This is a genomic window from Bradyrhizobium sp. USDA 4504, from assembly GCF_054063995.1.
On the sequence record NZ_JBSSGV010000001.1, the window covers coordinates 6,305,747 to 6,322,791 of the forward strand.

The 17,045-nt window shown below is 60.3% G+C and carries 13 protein-coding genes and 2 pseudogenes; 10 read left to right on the top strand and 5 right to left on the bottom strand.

Going from position 1 to position 17,045, the window contains the following annotated elements:
* The first annotated feature begins 23 nt into the window (after positions 1-23).
* The 6 genes and pseudogenes from ACVMB1_RS29735 to ACVMB1_RS29760 all read left to right on the top strand — a co-directional run bounded on the left by ACVMB1_RS29735 (position 24) and on the right by ACVMB1_RS29760 (position 4,600).
* Positions 24-383: a hypothetical protein gene (locus tag ACVMB1_RS29735; protein ID WP_456849486.1), complete on the top strand. Its 360-nt coding sequence runs from the start codon at positions 24-26 to the stop codon at positions 381-383.
* Between the two features lie 32 nt (positions 384-415).
* Positions 416-1,063 (top strand): hypothetical protein, encoded by a 648-nt coding sequence (locus tag ACVMB1_RS29740; RefSeq protein ID WP_456849488.1) that lies wholly within the window; start codon positions 416-418, stop codon positions 1,061-1,063.
* Position 1,064: 1 nt separating this feature from the next.
* Positions 1,065-1,728, top strand: a pseudogene (locus ACVMB1_RS29745) (SOS response-associated peptidase).
* Between the two features lie 183 nt (positions 1,729-1,911).
* Entirely contained in the window at positions 1,912-3,372 is a 1,461-nt protein-coding gene (locus ACVMB1_RS29750) for an ATP-dependent nuclease (protein ID WP_456849490.1), read from the top strand.
* A gap of 79 nt (positions 3,373-3,451) precedes the next feature.
* Positions 3,452-4,114 carry a hypothetical protein gene (locus ACVMB1_RS29755; RefSeq protein WP_456849492.1) on the top strand — a complete coding sequence of 221 codons (663 nt, stop codon included), beginning with the start codon at positions 3,452-3,454 and terminating at the stop codon, positions 4,112-4,114.
* 15 nt (positions 4,115-4,129) lie between these two features.
* Positions 4,130-4,600: a hypothetical protein gene (locus tag ACVMB1_RS29760; protein ID WP_316398240.1), complete on the top strand. Its 471-nt coding sequence runs from the start codon at positions 4,130-4,132 to the stop codon at positions 4,598-4,600.
* A 448-nt stretch (positions 4,601-5,048) separates the two neighbouring features.
* Here the strand turns inward: ACVMB1_RS29760 and ACVMB1_RS29765 are convergent, their stop codons facing one another.
* The gene (locus tag ACVMB1_RS29765; protein WP_063709270.1) at positions 5,049-5,279 is read right to left on the bottom strand and encodes a helix-turn-helix domain-containing protein; all 231 of its coding nucleotides are present in this window, start codon (positions 5,277-5,279) and stop codon (positions 5,049-5,051) included.
* A 79-nt stretch (positions 5,280-5,358) separates the two neighbouring features.
* On the opposite strand from ACVMB1_RS29765, the gene ACVMB1_RS29770 reads away from it, so the two are divergent.
* Positions 5,359-5,763, top strand: coding sequence for a hypothetical protein (locus ACVMB1_RS29770; protein WP_456849495.1), 405 nt, complete (start codon positions 5,359-5,361; stop codon positions 5,761-5,763).
* 50 nt (positions 5,764-5,813) lie between these two features.
* Here ACVMB1_RS29770 and ACVMB1_RS29775 read toward each other — a convergent pair whose 3' ends face one another.
* The 4 genes and pseudogenes from ACVMB1_RS29775 to ACVMB1_RS29790 all read right to left on the bottom strand — a co-directional run bounded on the left by ACVMB1_RS29775 (position 5,814) and on the right by ACVMB1_RS29790 (position 12,669).
* Positions 5,814-7,196 carry a serine hydrolase domain-containing protein gene (locus ACVMB1_RS29775; RefSeq protein WP_456849497.1) on the bottom strand — a complete coding sequence of 461 codons (1,383 nt, stop codon included), beginning with the start codon at positions 7,194-7,196 and terminating at the stop codon, positions 5,814-5,816.
* A gap of 853 nt (positions 7,197-8,049) precedes the next feature.
* Positions 8,050-9,114 (bottom strand): IS110 family RNA-guided transposase, encoded by a 1,065-nt coding sequence (locus tag ACVMB1_RS29780; RefSeq protein ID WP_456849499.1) that lies wholly within the window; start codon positions 9,112-9,114, stop codon positions 8,050-8,052.
* A gap of 504 nt (positions 9,115-9,618) precedes the next feature.
* Entirely contained in the window at positions 9,619-9,930 is a 312-nt protein-coding gene (locus tag ACVMB1_RS29785) for a DUF736 domain-containing protein (RefSeq protein WP_050421663.1), read from the bottom strand.
* Positions 9,931-10,655: 725 nt separating this feature from the next.
* Positions 10,656-12,669, bottom strand: a pseudogene (locus tag ACVMB1_RS29790) (ParB/RepB/Spo0J family partition protein).
* A gap of 914 nt (positions 12,670-13,583) precedes the next feature.
* On the opposite strand from ACVMB1_RS29790, the gene ACVMB1_RS29795 reads away from it, so the two are divergent.
* The 3 genes from ACVMB1_RS29795 to ACVMB1_RS29805 all read left to right on the top strand — a co-directional run bounded on the left by ACVMB1_RS29795 (position 13,584) and on the right by ACVMB1_RS29805 (position 16,993).
* Positions 13,584-14,039 (top strand): DUF3788 domain-containing protein, encoded by a 456-nt coding sequence (locus ACVMB1_RS29795; protein WP_456849502.1) that lies wholly within the window; start codon positions 13,584-13,586, stop codon positions 14,037-14,039.
* A 286-nt stretch (positions 14,040-14,325) separates the two neighbouring features.
* Positions 14,326-14,781, top strand: coding sequence for a (2Fe-2S)-binding protein (locus ACVMB1_RS29800; protein ID WP_456849504.1), 456 nt, complete (start codon positions 14,326-14,328; stop codon positions 14,779-14,781).
* 4 nt (positions 14,782-14,785) lie between these two features.
* Positions 14,786-16,993 (top strand): molybdopterin cofactor-binding domain-containing protein, encoded by a 2,208-nt coding sequence (locus tag ACVMB1_RS29805; protein ID WP_456849506.1) that lies wholly within the window; start codon positions 14,786-14,788, stop codon positions 16,991-16,993.
* Positions 16,994-17,045 lie beyond the last annotated feature (52 nt).

The following is a 17,045-nucleotide window of genomic DNA, read 5'->3' on the forward strand; positions in this document are numbered from 1 at the left end:
CCTCCCGGCGCATTGTTCTCTGCATGGGCAGCAAATCCCGGGAACGAATCTACGGCGCCTCCGTCCGCGCGGCGGCCGAGCAAGCCGCCGAGGCGCGCCGGAAAGCCGACCGACTGGCCTGCGAGGCGTGGAACGCGCGCGTGCTCGGCTTTCAGGGACCGGCGCAGCCGTCCCCTGCCCTCGGCGACGCGCTCAATGCGGGCTTCACCATCGTCCGCAAACCAAAATCGACAGCCGTGCACGAGCTGGAGCGCCGCATGCGCTGCAAGGATTGCTCGGCGGTCCAGGGCTATCCCTACAAGCGCAGCCACCTCGTGGCGCTGCGGGCCACGACGATTTCCGCCAATGACCCACCTTCGACGTGGTGGCTGGGAGAGAGATAGAAATTTCAGATTTTTACTTTGGAGCATCACCTATGAATTTTTTGGAGCAACTGGATGAGGTCTGGCGCGATAGTCTGGAGGACGATCCCGAAACCAAGAAAAGGAAATTCGGAGAGTTCATGGATAGGCTGGAACCTCAGGTTGCGCGCCTACCAGCGGCGCAACAGGCAGAGGCACCTCAGCCGATCATGCGACAGATGGCCATCTATGAAAGTTTGCAGCAGAATGACCCGGAAGGACTGAAGGTCAGGCTGGGTTTGAGTCCTCCCACCACCGCAGGCTCGGCTGATCGTCTTGCTCAAGCTGCCGTCGAAACTATCGACGTTACGCCGCAGGTGGATGAGTTCTGGCGCGAAATCCTCGGGCGCGATAGGAAGTTCATCGAGACGAGATACACCGCGTTCATCAAGAGGATGCACGATCAGGTTTCCCACCTGCCAAAAGCGGAACAAGACGCGCTGCTTTGGCTGGTCTACGCAAAAAACGAAGAGTACACCAAACTCGCGGAGCTAGACCGAGGAGCGTTGAAAGTCAGATTGGGTCTGCCTCCCTCGTCGCACGCCACCGTTCAGCTCGCTTCATCGAGATCCACCGGTCGATTAGCTCAAGTGGCCGCCGAAACGGTCGTGCGTGCGACCATTTGGGAGAGCATCGCAGCGTTGTTCCGGGTCTTTCGATGACATGTGCAATCTATATTCAATAACTACAAACCAAGCCGCGATCCTCAACCTCTTCCGCGTGGTCAACCGTTACGTCGGTAACCTCGCGCCGATGCCCGGCGTGTTTCCTGACTACCCTGCCCCCGTGATCCGGAATGCCGCCGCCGAAGAGCGCGAGATGATCATGATGCGCTGGGGCATGCCCCCCGCCGCGCACAGGCGGGCCACCGGTCACGAACATCCGCAACACCTCGTCACCGCACTGGCGCGGCTGGCTCAAGCCGGAGAACCGTTGCCTTGTCCCGTTCAACAGCTTCGCCGAGTATGCGCCGGAGCCGAACCTGGAGACAAAAAAGAAGGATGTCGTTTGGTTCGCGCTCGCGGACGATCGGCCCCTCACCGCGTTCGCCGGCATCTGGACCGATTTCAAGGGCGACCGGGGCACCAAATCCAAACCCATCCCCGGGCCTCATCTGGTCTACGGCTTCCTGACCACCGTGCCCAACGCGGTGGTCGCCCCGATCCATGAGAAGGCCATGCCGGTGATCCTGACGACCGATGAGGAGCGCGACGTGTGGATGCGCGCGCCTTGGGATGAGGCCAAGGCGCTGCAGCGGTCATTGCCGGATGACGCGCTCAAGATCGTGATGCGCGGCGCGGACAAAGAGGACAAGTTGGCCGTGTGACGGCATTCCGCCCCACTACTTTAGGCTTGTGGATTTCTTACCCGCCAAAAGCGTCATCGGTCAGTCCGACCTATCCCCGATTGCACCCTGACACTATTGTGCCAAAGCTAGGTGGAACGCGCCGGGCTGCCGGGGTTTGGAGGAATAATGGGGCCATATCAATCAGAAATCCGAGACAGCGAGGTGCGCGCCCTGCTGCAAAAGGTCAAATCAAACAGCTACGGTTCGTATCTTAGGCGGATGAAGCTCGCGAAAGCGAGGGCATTCGCGGGCGAGGTCGTCGATTTCGAGTTCCCCGTTACTGCATTGATCGGCACTAATGGAGGCGGAAAGTCGACGATCCTCGGCGCTGCGGCGATCGCTCATAAATCTATTCGCCCCGCACTATTCTTTCCCAAAAGCTTCATAGGCGACGAGACCATGTCGGATTGGGGCATCAGCTTCGACATTGTCCAAAAGAGCAAAAACCCCACTCAGCTCATTCAACGCAGCGCAAAGTTCAAGCGATCAAAGTGGGTGAGAGACGACCTGATTGAAAGGCCGGTCTTGTACTTCGGTATCCAACGAACAGTTCCAGCTGGCGAACGGCGGGAGTTTAAGAAGCTGGCTACTGTGAACTACAAGTTCTCTGGCAAACGCAGCCAACTGACGGCAGAGGTCCAAAAACAGGTCGCAAAAATACTCGGCAAAGATGTTTCGAGATTCGAGCATGCGGCGATATCCAACTCGCAGAGCTTCTACGTTGGCGGTGACGGAACGATCACGTATTCCGAATTCCACTTTGGTGCCGGAGAGTCGTCTGTCATCCGCATGGTGAGCGAAATCGAGTCCGCGCCCGACAATACCCTCATCCTGATCGAAGAAATCGAGAACGGCTTGCATCCTGTGGCCGTTCGCCGAATGGTCGAATACTTAATCGACGTGGCGGGACGCAAATCGACGCAGTCAATTTTTACGACGCATTCGGAAGATGCTCTGTTGCCGCTACCACCCGAAGCGATTTGGTCATCGATTGACGGCAAGGTACGACAGGGACGGATTTCAATCCAAGCTCTCCGCGCGATCACGGGCCGGATCGACGAGTCGCTCGCGATCTTTGTAGAGGACTCCTTCGCCAAGGAATGGGTCGAAAGCATAATCCGAAATCTCGTCCCAGAGCACATCGACGAGATCGGAGTTTATGCCGTCAGTGGCGATGGGCAGGCCTATGGCATCCACACCTCGCACCAGCGCAATCCGGCAGTTTCAGGGAAGTTGAAATCGGCCTGCATCCTAGACGGTGACAGCCCAAAGCCCGCCGATGAAGCCGCTGGCGTCATCAAGTTGCCGGGCCAAGCTCCCGAGGCCGAGGTTTTCAACTACGTAGCCTCAAACCTCGACACGCTATCGATGAAGCTCGCCGTTGCCCTGCATCTCCAGCCCGATCAGGAAGAAAAGGTACGGAGAATCGTTATCGAGGTAAATCAAACAAATCGCGATCCTCACTTGCTGTTCAGCCAAGTCGGGCAAAAGGCAGGATTGATCCCGGTCGCGATAGTCTCGTCAGCCTTCATCGGTCTCTGGATGGCTGGCAATCCAGCCGAGGCACGCCGAATAGCTGATTTTATTGCCGGCAAGGCCGAAGAGGAGCCACTGCGAAAGTGATGCTGCAGGTCGTCATCCCGCGATGCCAACCTATCCTCAATCTTAAGACTCAGACCCATTATTCGGAATTTTGCATTAAGTGGCCGACGAAAAAAATAACAACGATGCGAACGCCGACGCAGTGTCCGCGAGCACTTTCTTGGAGAACCTCTACGGAGACCCGCTCAGCGAAGAAACCATGCGCACGGCTCGACATCTGGTCGTAACATCGGCAATCTGCATGACGGCTGTTCTCTTCAATGTCCGTCTTCTACCTACGAGCCTTATCCCGTTAGACTTCGGAGGACGCTCTGACGTGCTATCGATGCTGCTAGCACTCGGCGTCCTCTTGCTGCTGGTTAGTTTCATGCTCCGTGCATCGACCGACTTGATGCGTGATCGTGAGACCGGCGTGCTAGTGACTCGATATATCGAAGGAGAGCGCACAAAGGCCGCTCTCGCCTCCGCTCAGTCCGCCGATGACGACATGGTCCAACAGGAACGCGAGATACGCGACGGCCACTATGAACCGGACCCTGAACCTTGGTGGGATGCGTATGGCAAGGTGGAAGATGCCGCAAATGCTGCCGTAAAAAAGGCGGAGCGCCGCATCGGGGTCAGACAATTACCTCGCGTTCTAAGGCAGGTGCGCAAGGGTGCGGAGGTCTGCGTTCCAGCTGCGTTCGCGCTTCTAGCGCTCATTCTTGCCCGAACATCGCTCGAGGGATTCATGAAAGCTTTGGTCGGCGCTTTTCTACCGTAGCCGGGGAATCCACCAATGGCCCGTTTGATCAGTTGGCCAGCTCTCGGAATTGCCGTCGCGGTCGCGCTCGTTGGCTTCATTGGCGGTGGCATCGTCTATCAAGCAAAGCGCGACGATTGGGCCGCTGCCGATCTCTCAGAGATGCGGGCCTACCGCGTCTCGCAGATGTCGGACGAAGAGATTCGAAAATTGCGTGCTGATGCGCTCGCAGAACAGGAAAACCTAAAACGTTACGACAAAGAGCTGCGCGCTAAGGCGCTGCAGGATATTGGTGCACACCAACAGCGCTGCGACGACCTCGTCTATCGGACCCGCAACGCGAATGAATGCAGTCGAGGGATTCCCCTCGGCATGATGTACGATACGACCGGCGTCACGCCATCGGTCGATCAGCTCTTCGAGGAATCCTTGCTCGGTGTCTGCCGCTTCGTGAAGACGAGACAGGATGCCCGCATTAACAAGTGCCTGCCGCCGGCGCCCAACTAGGATCGACGCAGCCATCGCACTACTCTCGCCTATCTCGGGAACATCGGTCCTCGGATGTAAACGATCTTCGCCGGCTTTCCCTCGCGATATTTAGGGCGCGGCGGTAGGAGCGGCGCGCCGAAAAGCTTCTCGCGCGCCCGCACCATTGTGGCTGATCGACCATGCCCAAGGGCCGCAGATCGAGTCGCCACAGACAATGAGCCCCCAAACCAGACCATCGTAACCCTCACCCGCGTCAACCGTTGCGCCGCCGATAGGCTATCGCTGCCAAGGAGGCGTAGCCAGGGGCCAGCGCTGGCACGAGTGAGGCGTTCTGCGACAGGCCGTCCCTACCAAACCTCCCAATAGAGCTCCCGCGCTTTCGGAGGCCTCCCTTGGCCCTTCGAGAAGCGCGCGCGCTAACCAAGGTCTGGCGGAGGGGCACGTAGCCTCGTCGCCTTTGCCGATTTCAGGATTCCACAAATAGTTTAGTGATGGGCACGGAAAGCGCCCGTGCGATTCTCGCCATGACTAACAAACTGGGATTTCGACGGCCCCGCTCAATGCCACCGACGTAAGTTAGATCTATTTGCGCCTCGAATGCGAGCTCCTCTTGCGTCATGCGCCTCGATTGCCGCAGCCGTCGCACGTTTCCCCCTACGATGCTGCACCAATCCTGCATTGCAGGATCGGGCACCATGGGGCATATAGTCTCTAGGGAATATAGTCCATATCGCCTCTTTTTTGCGATATGGACAGCGCGCAGCTATCGAAAACTCATGAAGTCTCAAGCGTCAGACCTAGAGCCGTTCATTGAAGCACCCGGTGTGGCCTCGCCCCACGCCGGCGTGTACCGGTTTGGGTATCGGTTGGACGGGGCAATCGTTTCGGCCGTCGATCTGCCGGCAGAGACGGTCGAGAACCTCTTAATCTCGAAAACGAGGCTGTCGGTGCGCATCACGCCATGTGGCGAGATTGTCCCAGGACTATCGAATGTTCTTGGTGAAGTTGGCCACGCAGCGGAGATCGTCTTTTCGATTGATGACCTTATGAGCGACACATTGAGCGCGGAAACGCTACGAATGGAGGAGGCAACCCCGGAAGACCTCGCACTTCTGTCCAGCCGGCTCGAACGCGCGATCGCCTTGGTAAGAACCGCCATAGATCGGGCATCAAATAGTTGACCCAACTTGGCCTTCAAGACGCGTTAACATCTATCGAGACAGAACGTCGTCTAAACTGCGCCTGAGCTCGGCTGGTACCGGTGTCGTATTTCGGACCGGATCGCGTCTTCAGTCACCAAGTGTTTGCCGCCGATCCTGACCTCTTCGACCATGCCGGCAGGGCCACGGAAAAGGCGACAGGCCTCACCGAGATCCCCGAATGCCTGCGCCGACGTCACGACTGCCTTGTCGATACCGGACGGACTTAGTTCGGTCGCGTCCAAGAGAGGGGACAGCTGGCTCGGCGTCGCAACTAACACCCTGTCTTTGCCGGGCACAAGATCCAACGGACCCCACAGGGTCCACCAGCGGCCGCGCCAGTGAGCGGTCTCGGGTCCCGGGGCACCGACATCGTGGATGGTCTTTAGTATGTGGATCACGCCCTCGAACCAGACATTCGCGAGACCGTCTATGGCGTTGGTGAGGATGCTGATCGCGATATCCTGCTCCGGCAGAACCACCGAGCGCGTCAGCGTTCCCTGGAAGCCACCGGCATGACCAACCCAACCCCACGGACCTGGCGGACCTGAAATCGTGCCTAGACCGTAGTAACGCTCCAGCTGTGAGTGGGCATCGCGCCAATGGCGTCGCGTCATCTCGCGGCGGCTTGCCGCCGTCAATATGCTCGATTGGGCGCCGGGAGAAAGCTGGCCGAAAAACCGCGCGAGGTCGCCGGCGGTAGCCGTAAAGCCTGTCGCCGAGGCCAAATCGTTCGTCACATTGTCCCCGGGGATGACGAAGCGCCGACCATAGGGTTGGCGCGTCGAGTGGCCACGGGCGAATGGACGACAGACGGTCGGATCGAAATCGGGCGTCGTCTCTGTCAGGCCCGCTGGGGCGACGACGTGATCATAGGTCCAGCGGCCATAGGGCTCACCGGTCACCTTCTCGATGACTTTGCCTAGCAACGCGAAACCGTGATTGGAGTATTTGAACGTAACGCCGGGCCCGAGCGGCTGTGGCGCGGAGAGATCGGCACGAAACTCCGCCTCGCTCAGGAAGGGACGGCGGTCCGAAAACTGACCGCCGTCAGGCCCGTCGCGGGTCAGGCCGGCCGCATGCGAAAGCAGCTGCGAAATGGTGACGTCGGAAACCTGCGGCGTAAGATCTGCCAGATACTCACCCAGGCGGTCGTCAAGCCGGATCTTATTGCGCTCGCGCAACAACATGATCCCAGCCGCCGTGAACGTCTTCGAGTGCGAGGCGACACGAAAGCGATGACGGGGGGTGAGCGGTTCGCGGGTTGCGAGATCGGCCATGCCGCTCGCGTGTTCGAGCAGCACCTGGCCTTTGTGAGCGATCGCCAGCGACACACCGGGCTGATCGAATAGTTCCCGCTGATAGTCGATCCATGTGGGGATGTAGTCGAGAGCAGAAGAGAGCCAGTCTGACATGGATGCTTAGAACCTATAGAAAGTGAAGCCTTCGAGCCATTCTACAACATACTGCAGGCTGGATCGAACGCGCCGTCAAGCCCTCGATTCAAGCCCGCGCTTCATCATCGTACTTTGCTCGGCCCTTCAAAGAGCGCCGGCACGCCAACTCCGAGAAGCTCGAGGCGGGCCATACAGTAGCGACCGATCGAACGGTCCTGAGAACAGTTGGACGTGGCTTGGAAGCAACCGTTGCGCGGTGGGCTCCGTCGACATGAAGGCCTATTCCGAGATATTCGCTTGCGCTGCCGCCGACGAGATTCCGGAATTCTCCGAACAACAAACCCCAACGGAGCATGCCGACGATTTTCACACGGAGACTGAGCCACTTGGATACGTTATGGTGATACGTAGCGCGCCCTTGGCGACAAATCTTGGATGTGCAGACAACCACTTGGCCGCCCTTCGGCGACAGTGCTTTTATCTTGCCTTCCTAATCGGGCGTTCAAAGTCAACTCATTCCTACGCTTTTCTTCGACTCCTCGCAGAATAAGCATCGCTGCTTCCCTCCATCCACGACGCACAAACGTCACCACACCGCGTTGCAGTGGCATTCACCAGGCGGGGTCCATGCGTTCCTTCGCGTTCAGCACTTGGGCCGTCGCATGCTCTTCACCAGGTTCGTAAACAGGGCCGTCCAAGCAGTTTTGCGCTCTCGTCCCCGAAGGGCGGCAGCAGGCAAGAGATAGCGGACATTCCCCGTTTCGCGGCCCCGCCAGGGGACGCTCACCGCGCGCGCGGATCTCTAGCTTCGTTCCTCCTCAACAATGCTGGGGCGTGTCCCCAGCGCTTTCCTGGCTCGCCGGCGCGGAGGCTATTGCGCAGGCTTTAAGCGCAGCCGTTGCGTGATCTTGGCACCGAATCCGACGTGGAAATCGGTCTCGCTAACCCACATCCGATGCAGAATGCATGCGAGTTTCCGCGCCACCGCGGCAATCGCGCACAGCATGCTCGACCGCCTGGCGATCCGCAGGCCCCATGCCCGCAGTGCCGACCATTTTCTGACCCGGAGCAGCAGGCTGGCAGCCGCCTCACAGAGCGCCTCTCGCACGGAGATATCGCCTTGTTTGCTGATATGGCCCTCAAAATCGATCGATGTTCCAGATTGGTGGCGCTTCGGCGTCAGGCCAAAATGGGCGCCCACCGTGCGTGATCGGGCAAAGCGATGAGGGTCATCAACGCCAACTTTGAAGGACAAGGCGACGACCGGACCGACGCCTGGAACCGTCATCAGACGGCGGCAAACGGGATCATGCTGGACCACCTGCAGCAGCACGCGATGCAGCCGTTCGTAGCCCTCGAGAAGCGCGCGGCGCACGTCCAGCATGACCTCAATGGACATCGCAAAGACCGGGCCGCAGTGCTCGATCAGCTCGCGGATCCGAGCTTCGTAAGCCCCCCGGGCGACCGCTCCGACGAGCAATCCATAGGCCCGCAGTGCCCCGCGAACATGGTTCTCGAGGTCGACCAATTTGCGCTTGAGCAGCTTCCGGTTGGTCAGCAACGTGCGCATTTTTTGCATGTCGATATTCTTGACATGGACGGCGCGGTACCAGCCCAGCCGCATCATCTGCGCGATGCCGCGCGCATCATTTCGGTCAGTTTTGTTGCGCATCGTCGATAGCGAAACGCGCATATGGCGCGCTTCCGCGACAATGATTGGAAGGCCGGCTGCCTGTAGTTCGCGATACAGCCAGATACCTAGCGATGACGCCTCAACCCCCACCCTATCGAGGCGATCCGCGTAGCCCTCCAACGCGGAGCGGATCGCCTCTGGCTCGGTGCTGACCTTGACTTCGCGGACCGTGAGACCCTCGCTATCAACGATGCAAACGCTGGTTTCTTCAAGGCCGACGTCCAATCCAACATAGAGTTTCATCGGAGCTCTCCCTTATTGCAACGACCTTCCAAGTCGTTGCACCAGGCTCCGGATTTGGCCACGGCCGCGCTATCCCCGTGCACCGGTATCTCAAAGCCCGATTTGAAGAGCCCTCCCAATCGCTTGCTATCTGCGCTTCACCTCACCCCTTCTCGCTTCCTCTCTCTGCCGTAGCGCGTTTCTAGGAACGGCCTGAAATACAGCCCTTTCGCTCAACAAACGGACGGCAAATTCGAGCTCAGAGTGCACGCGCAGCGACGTCATTCCTGCCTGAGAGACGAACGAAATATCGCGCCCCTGGATCGAAAATTACAGACCGATCGGCCGCAAAATTCCAAGCGACCGGTCCAAAATGCTATGCCAAACCCCTTCCATCAGCCGCATTTTTCCCCATGCGAAGCCTCCTTTTCCGATCGCAAAATGCCCTTCAGCCTTCGCCAAAGCGGCGCAAGAAACGCAAGAAAGCCCCGCCTCCGAAGAGGCGGGGCCGATGGTTGCGGCCGATCAGTCGCCGCTGCGGCGGGACCAGATCAGGCTGAAACCTTCCTCACCTTCGACCTTCACCAGCGAGGCGTAGATCGGGGCCGGGAAGCTCGGATCGTCGAGCTTGACCGAGAGGTATTCGCGATCGCTGTCGCGGACGGTCTTCTTCCAGGCGGCGCCGAACTCGGTCGCGCCGGCGAAGATCCGGTAGTCGGGAGCCTTGTCGTTGTCCTTCTCGGATGCCGTGAACTTGGCCTTGATGTTGAGCGTCAGCGTCTTGATCGAGCCGGTGTAGCCGTTGTCGGAAGCGGTGAAAGTGCCGATGGTCGCCATGATAATCTCCGTCTGTTTTGCTCGGGCCGCGTCCATCGCAGCCTCGATGGCGATCCCTTGCCCGGGGAGCGATCGGCCCGCAGCCTTTAGGCCCGCAGCGCCAGCGAAGGACGGCGAAAGCCTGCTTTTTTGTCTTCCCGCGAGGAATGCCGCCCCCTTCGCGGCAGGGGAAAAAAGCAGGCGTGAGCCGTTGCGGGAAGGCGATCGAGGCGCTTGCCGTCCCCCCCGGGCTTGATCAGCCCAATCGTGACTGCGTTGGACGCGAGCCCATGACCGGACTGACGGAGATTTTCATGGCGATCGCCCCACGTGACAGCATTAGACAACGGCTGAATCGGTGGAAGATAAGCCGATGCCCGCCCATCAATTGCAACGAGGGCGCATCGGGATCAACGCGAAGAACCGGGCCACATGTTCGCAGAGGACACCGGTCACACCGCCGGAACGGTCCGCCCGGCTGCATCCTCTATAGTCGCAATCAAGGCACGATCCCTGCTTCCCGGCCCCGATCTATGCCTCGCTGGTGAAGGTCGAAGGAGGCGCCATACAGTCTCCCTGGCTACAGCAATCGGCGTAGATCAGACGGGTCATCCGCCCCCAATCGGAGGGAGCTCTTGCGTGGGGAGTCGCCGCTTTGCATCCATGGAATCGGCCGCGCGCCGTCAGGTGCGCGGCCGCAATTTTTGAGCCCGCCGGGGCCGCCTAAGCGGGTCCCGGCACTGGTCTCACTCCGCGGCTTCCGGTCGGAATTCGCTGCCTTCCGCCTCGCTTTGCGCGTCGGCTTGCTCCTGCGGCACGGCCGCCCGCAGCACCGACGGCAGCCAGCCGGTCGCCGCCAATAGTTGCTCCGCAGCCTGCGCCATGTCGGCCTTCTTCATGTCCGTCAGCCGCTCGGCCGCCTCCTCGCCGACGCCTTCGCGGACCGCCGCCAGAATGTTCGCCTTGGTGACGCGACCGAGATAACTGCGCACGGTCGGGCGCCAGTAGGCGGTCATGTCGAGGGCGACGGCCTCGGCCAAACGGCCGGCCGCCGCCAGCGCGCGCGGCCTCCGGTCGAACGGCAATCTGACCGCATTGACCGTGAGCGCAACGCAATGCGCGAACAACGCCATGCGGCTGTCGTGGTCGAGCTCGGCCACGAACTCCCACAGTCCGGCGACGTCTCTGGGCATCTGCCGCGCCCAATTGGCATGGCGATCCGACCAACTTTTTCCGGCCGGTGTGTCCTCGATCCCGGCTGCGTGCGTAGCCAGATCGGTCCGCACCGGCTGGATGCCGACCACATGCGCGTTCGCTCCGAGATAAAAGATTTGCGCGGCGAGCGCATGGGTAACCGCCACGATGGCAACATCAGGCTGCTCGCTCAAATTGAGCCGCAGCCCCAAGGTCCGGTGCGCGGTCAGGTCGCGAACAAGGGCGTCGGATAGCCGTTTGTTCTCGTCTTCCTCATCGCTCGCGCCCTCGTCGTCCTCGTCATCCGGCGCGCCCTCCTCGCCATCCCGATCGTCCTCATCTCGCGCCTCGGCGCCGCCTTCCGGATCGGTTTCGGCCCCGGGCTTCTCGTCCTCCGGACGGATGAAACCCCGCTCGACCCGCACCGTACCGTCGTGATTGAGGACCACGAAGGCACCACCGCGCGCGACGTCGGCGGCATCGTAGGCCTGCCGCTTCGCCTCCAGCCGCTCGATCTCAGCCTCCAGTTCGCCGAACCGCGCGTCCACGTCGTCGGGCAGTTCCTCGGCCGTCTGATGCTGCTCGGTCAGCCGGTCGAACTCGCTCTGAACCGCCTGAAGGGAGGCCTGATCTTCCGCCGACAGCTCGACCGGATGCGGGTAAACGCGGCGCATGCCAAGGGCATGCGGGAAGTCGAGATGGGCTTCCGTCCACCGCCATCCCTCGGCCGCCCGCAGGGCATCTGCCTCGCGGCCGAGCCTTGCGGTCACCAAGAGATCGAGCAGCGAGACGTCTTCCAGATAGCCGCCACGATCCTCGGTAAAGAGGTCGCGCAACACCGTGCCGCCCGCCTCCGTATAAGCCTCGAGCCCGACGAAACGCGCCCGCCGATCCGTGGCTGGAACGTGGGTTTCGGTGAGCAGACGGCGAATGGTGGCAGCATCCGGGTCGAAGGGCAGGCGCTCATGGACGGCCTCCTGCCGGGCATGATCATCCGTGATGGCAAACGCCATCAGCTGCTCAAGGGTCAGATCGCCGTCGCGATAGAGCTGCACCAATCTGGGCGAAACCGCGCCCAACCGCAGGCGCTGCCGCACCACATGCGCGGTGACGCCGAAGCGGGCCGCGATCTCCTCCGCACCGAGCCCGCGCTCATCCGCGAGCTTCCGGAACGCGTCGAACTCGTCGGCCGCGATGCATCCGCTCCCGGGTGACATTCTCGTCCAGGCTGATCTCGTGGGGATCGTTCGCGGTATCGATGACGCAGCGGATCAGCTCATTTTTCTTGATCTCCTTGCGCTTGACCCTCAACAGCTGAGCCAGCCGACGGCCCTCCCCGATGGTCACGCAGAAGAACCCGGTAGCCGCCCCCTCGCCATCGACCTCCGGTTCAACCACCAGATTCTGCAGGATGCCCTTGACGGCGATGCTCGCCGCCAAGGCCTCGATCGCCGCCTCGCTGTGCGGCATCTTGCGCGCATTCTTCGGCGACTTCTTGAGCTTGCCGAGCGGAATGCGAACCTCTGTTCCATCAGGTATTCCAAATGTTTTGGCCGACATGATCATTCTTCCTTTTGCTTCCATGGGTGCAGGGCGCACTCCGCGCCTGCGCCCCTGCCCGTCGGCGAGACCGGGGGTAGCAAGTGCCAGGGCGACCCGAGTGGAGGGGTATCGCCCGCCCGATGAGGGCCGCTTCGCAAGAAGCGGGTCTGCACAAGCGTGCGTCCATGTCGTCCAACGTTGTCAGAGCGAGAACAGCGCGGAAGACCGGGGAGACCGCTCGGGTCGGCGCCGGCACAAGCCGGCGCTTCACCCTGGTGCGCGCGAGGGGCAGCGCCCATAGCCTCGACGATGAGAACGCTGCGCAACCCGAAAGAAGTGAAATCAAGCCAAGAGTGACAAGATCAAAGAGCAGCCGACGACAGGGCAGTGATAGCGACGCGGGCATGCAATGCACGCGGGCACCGAGGCGACTGCGGTCGCGCGACCGGTTAACAAGGCACCCGAGCGCGGGACAGTGATAACGACGCCGGCATGCAATGACGGCGGGGCCTGCGGGCGAGTGCCTCCGGCGAGCGACTCATTATTATCTATTTCTTACTTGCGCGAGGGATCGAACCGGATGGCCGAGACGGATGCGGCTCGGTTCACGAGAGCCCGGTCCGCGACAAGCGGACGCGCCCCACCCAACGAAGAACGACCCGCTGGACAGACCACAATCGCCTGTCAACAAGCGCAGTCCTGTCCTGAAGGGAGCAACAAGAAGTCCCGAATGCGTGTCCGCAAATCCGCCCGCGAGACACCACCATTGACGGGCAGCTCGCCCATGCGCAATTGGCGAAGAGGGGCCCCCGGCAAAACTTCTGATTCCGCGACGGAAGAAATATCTAGTGCAACATAAGTTCACTCGTAAGGAACACGGCAACGCAACTTGCGCGCAAGCTCAAGGAAGAGCCGCCAATCGCAGTGAAAGGAAAGGTATGGAACAGTCCCCCCAGGTCGGTGACAGGATCACCGACAAATCAGCCTCGCCCGATGACAGCGTTGTCCGCGACTGGATCGGACCGGGTGCGTTCAAGCATTGGACCCACCTCCAGAACTGGATCGAGAAGTTCTACCCCGGCATTTTCGCGCCGGAATGGCTCTATGGCGGCAAGAAACGCGGTTGGTCGCTGCGCTACAAGAAGACAAAAGCGTTCTGCACTCTCCTGCCTGAATACAAGCGGTTTTCGGCTGTGGTGGTCTTGGGAAGAGCGGAACGAGAACAATTTGAAGAGCGGCGATATGTGTGGCGGTCGCGGTTGATCAAGCTTTATGATGAAGCCAAAACATACCCAGACGGGAAGTTCCTGACAGTAGCGATCTCGTCGGCCGATGACCGACATGATGTGACTGAGCTTTTAACTATGAAGCGCCCTCCGCAATCGCGCCGTTGAAAGCCACGGAAACCCCAAGCTTCGCGACCGGCTCGGCGACGCTGGACCTTCGGAAGCGCAAGACGACGCTGTCCAGCAGTTAAAGTACATCGTTCGCAAGTAATGTGGAACGCTGCAGCGCTCGTGCCGGAGCGTCGTGGCTGCATTCCTCATTGCTATAGACACCATACATACTGGCTATTGGAAAGCTTCGCCTCGTATTGCGATCAATCCGCACCACTTTCGCGGATTCATGAGTGATGTTGATTGGCTCACTGCTCACTCCCAGCGTGCTCAAGAGGCATTCATGGCTTTCACACTCAAGATCAATGGCTCGCTTCATGAGGTCGATGTCGACGGCGATATCCCTTTGTTATGGGTGCTGCGCGACGTGCTCGGCATGACCGGGACCAAGTTTGGTTGCGGCCAGGCGCTGTGCGGCGCGTGCACCGTGCATGTCGATGGTCAGCCGGTCCGATCCTGCCAGACGTCGATCGATAGCATCGGCAACAGTGCGGTCATCACCATCGAAGCGATCGGCCGCACGCCGCAAGGAGCCGCGTTGCAAAAGGCCTGGCTGGATCTGGAGGTCGTGCAATGCGGCTACTGCCAGTCCGGCCAGATCATGTCGGCGGCGGCATTGCTCAAAAACACTCCGAAGCCGAGCGACACGGATATCGACGCGGCGATGTCGGGGAATGTCTGCCGTTGCGGCACCTATCAGCGCATCCGTGCGGCTATCAAGCAAGCAGCGGGAGTTTGAGCTCATGGATATGCCGATTCTGAAGGACCGCGCCGAAGACGACATGGCAATTTCACGGCGCGCGTTTGTTCGGGGCGCAGGCTTGCTGCTCGGTTTTGCGCTGAGCGGTGCCGGCACGGAGCCTGTGTTCGCGGCACCTGCGTCACGAGTGGTCGAAAACGAGGTCACGGGTACCTTCGCGCCGAACGGATTTATTCGGATCAATCCGACCGGCGCTGTGACCCTGATCATGCCAATGGTCGAGATGGGACAAGGGGTTTACACGTCGCTCTCGATGCTTCTCGCGGAAGAACTGGAAGTGAGGCTTGACCAGATTCAGGTACAGCATGCACCGCCAAATCATGCGCTTTACGTCAATTCGATCATCGGCATCCAGAATACGGGCGGTTCCGCCTCCATCCGCGCCTTCTGGACACCGCTTCGCCTGGCGGGCGCGGTAGGTCGTAAATTGCTGATTGCGGCGGCCGCCAAGCGGTGGAATGTCGATCCGGCGACTTGTCGCGCCGGCAACGGCGTCGTGTCCGACGCTTCGGGTTCGAAGCATCTGAGCTATGGCGAGCTTGCGGAAGCTGCTGCGAAATTGCCTGTGCCGCCGGCGGCTGACGTCAAATTGAAGGATCCGAAGGATTTCACGCTGATCGGTACTCGCGCCAAGCGCGTGGATTCTCCGATAAAGGTCGACGGACGCGCGCTCTACGGTATCGATACGCGACTGCCGGGCTTGAAGGTCGCAGCGGTTGCTATTTCGCCTGTGCTCGGTGGCAAGGTGAAGGCGGTGAACGAGAAGGCCGCACTGGCGGTGAAGAATGTCCGGCAGTTCGTCAATATCGGCGAAGCCGTCGCCGTGGTGGCGGATCACATGGGGGCGGCGAAGAAGGGTCTCGAGGCCGCCGCCATCAGGTGGGACGATGGCCCGAACAGCAAGATCAGCAGTGCCGATATCGTACTGCAACTGGAGGAAGAATCGAAGAAGCCGGGCGCTGTTGCCCGTCACGTCGGCGATGCCCGAAAGGCGCTTGCGGACGCTGCGCAACGGGTTGACGCCGTCTATCAGGTGCCTTTCCTGGCCCACGCGACGATGGAGCCGATGAACTGTACTGTTCATCTGCGGAAGGATCGTTGCGACATTTGGGTCGGTACGCAAGCGCCTACGATCACGCAGTCCCAAGTGGCCGAACTCACCGGCCTGCCAAAGGATGCGGTCAAAGTCCACAATCATCTGATTGGAGGCGGCTTCGGTCGAAGGCTGGAAGCCGATGGCACGATTCTCGCCGTCAAGATCGCCAAGCACGTCGACGGCCCGGTGAAGGTAATCTGGAGCCGCGAGGAAGACATCCAGCACGACATGTATCGGCCCTACTATTTTGATCGGCTGTCGGCAGGACTTGATACGACTGGCCAGCCGGTCGCCTGGACGCATCGGATCGCCGGCTCCTCGGTCATGGCGCGCTATTATCCCCCTTATTTCAAGGACGGATTGGACCCCGATGCCGTGGAAGCGGCGGCCGACCCGCCCTATGCACTGCCCAATATCCACGTCGACTTCGTCCGTGTCGAGCCCCCTGGTGTCCGGACGTCGTGGTGGCGCGGCGTCGGACCGACTCACAACGTTTTTGTGGTCGAAAGCTTCATCGATGAGCTCGCTCATGCCGCGAAACAAGACCCCCTCGCCTATCGCAAGAGATTACTTCGCCACAATCCGCGAGCGCTCGCTGTTCTGTCGCTTGCAGCGGAAAAAGCGGGATGGGGATCCCCCCTTCCGACGCGGCATGGCCGCGGAATTTCGGTACAGTTCGCATACGGAAGTTACACATCGCAAGTCGCCGAGGTCAGCGTCGGCGTCGATGGCTCTGTCAAAGTCAGGCGCATCGTCTGTGCGATTGATTGCGGCATGTACGTCAATCCGGATACAATCGAAGCACAGATTCAAGGCGGCACGCTTTTCGGCCTAACCGCCGCTCTCCATGGATCAATCACTTTCAAGGATGGACGGGTCGAGCAGAGCAATTTCGACAGCTATCTGCCGATGCGTATCGACGAGGTCCCGGTGGTGGAGACGCACTTGATCAAGAACGCAGAGGCTCCGGGCGGCATTGGTGAAGCTCCGACAGCCATCGTGAGTGCTGCAGTGACCAATGCGATCTTCGCCGCGACCGGCAAGCGTGTACGCAGCCTGCCGATCGATACGGATTCGCTGAAGTCGTCATCCTAGGTCCTTGCCATTCATCCCGCATGACAGCTTTCTTGGCGCGTTCATCGCGTGC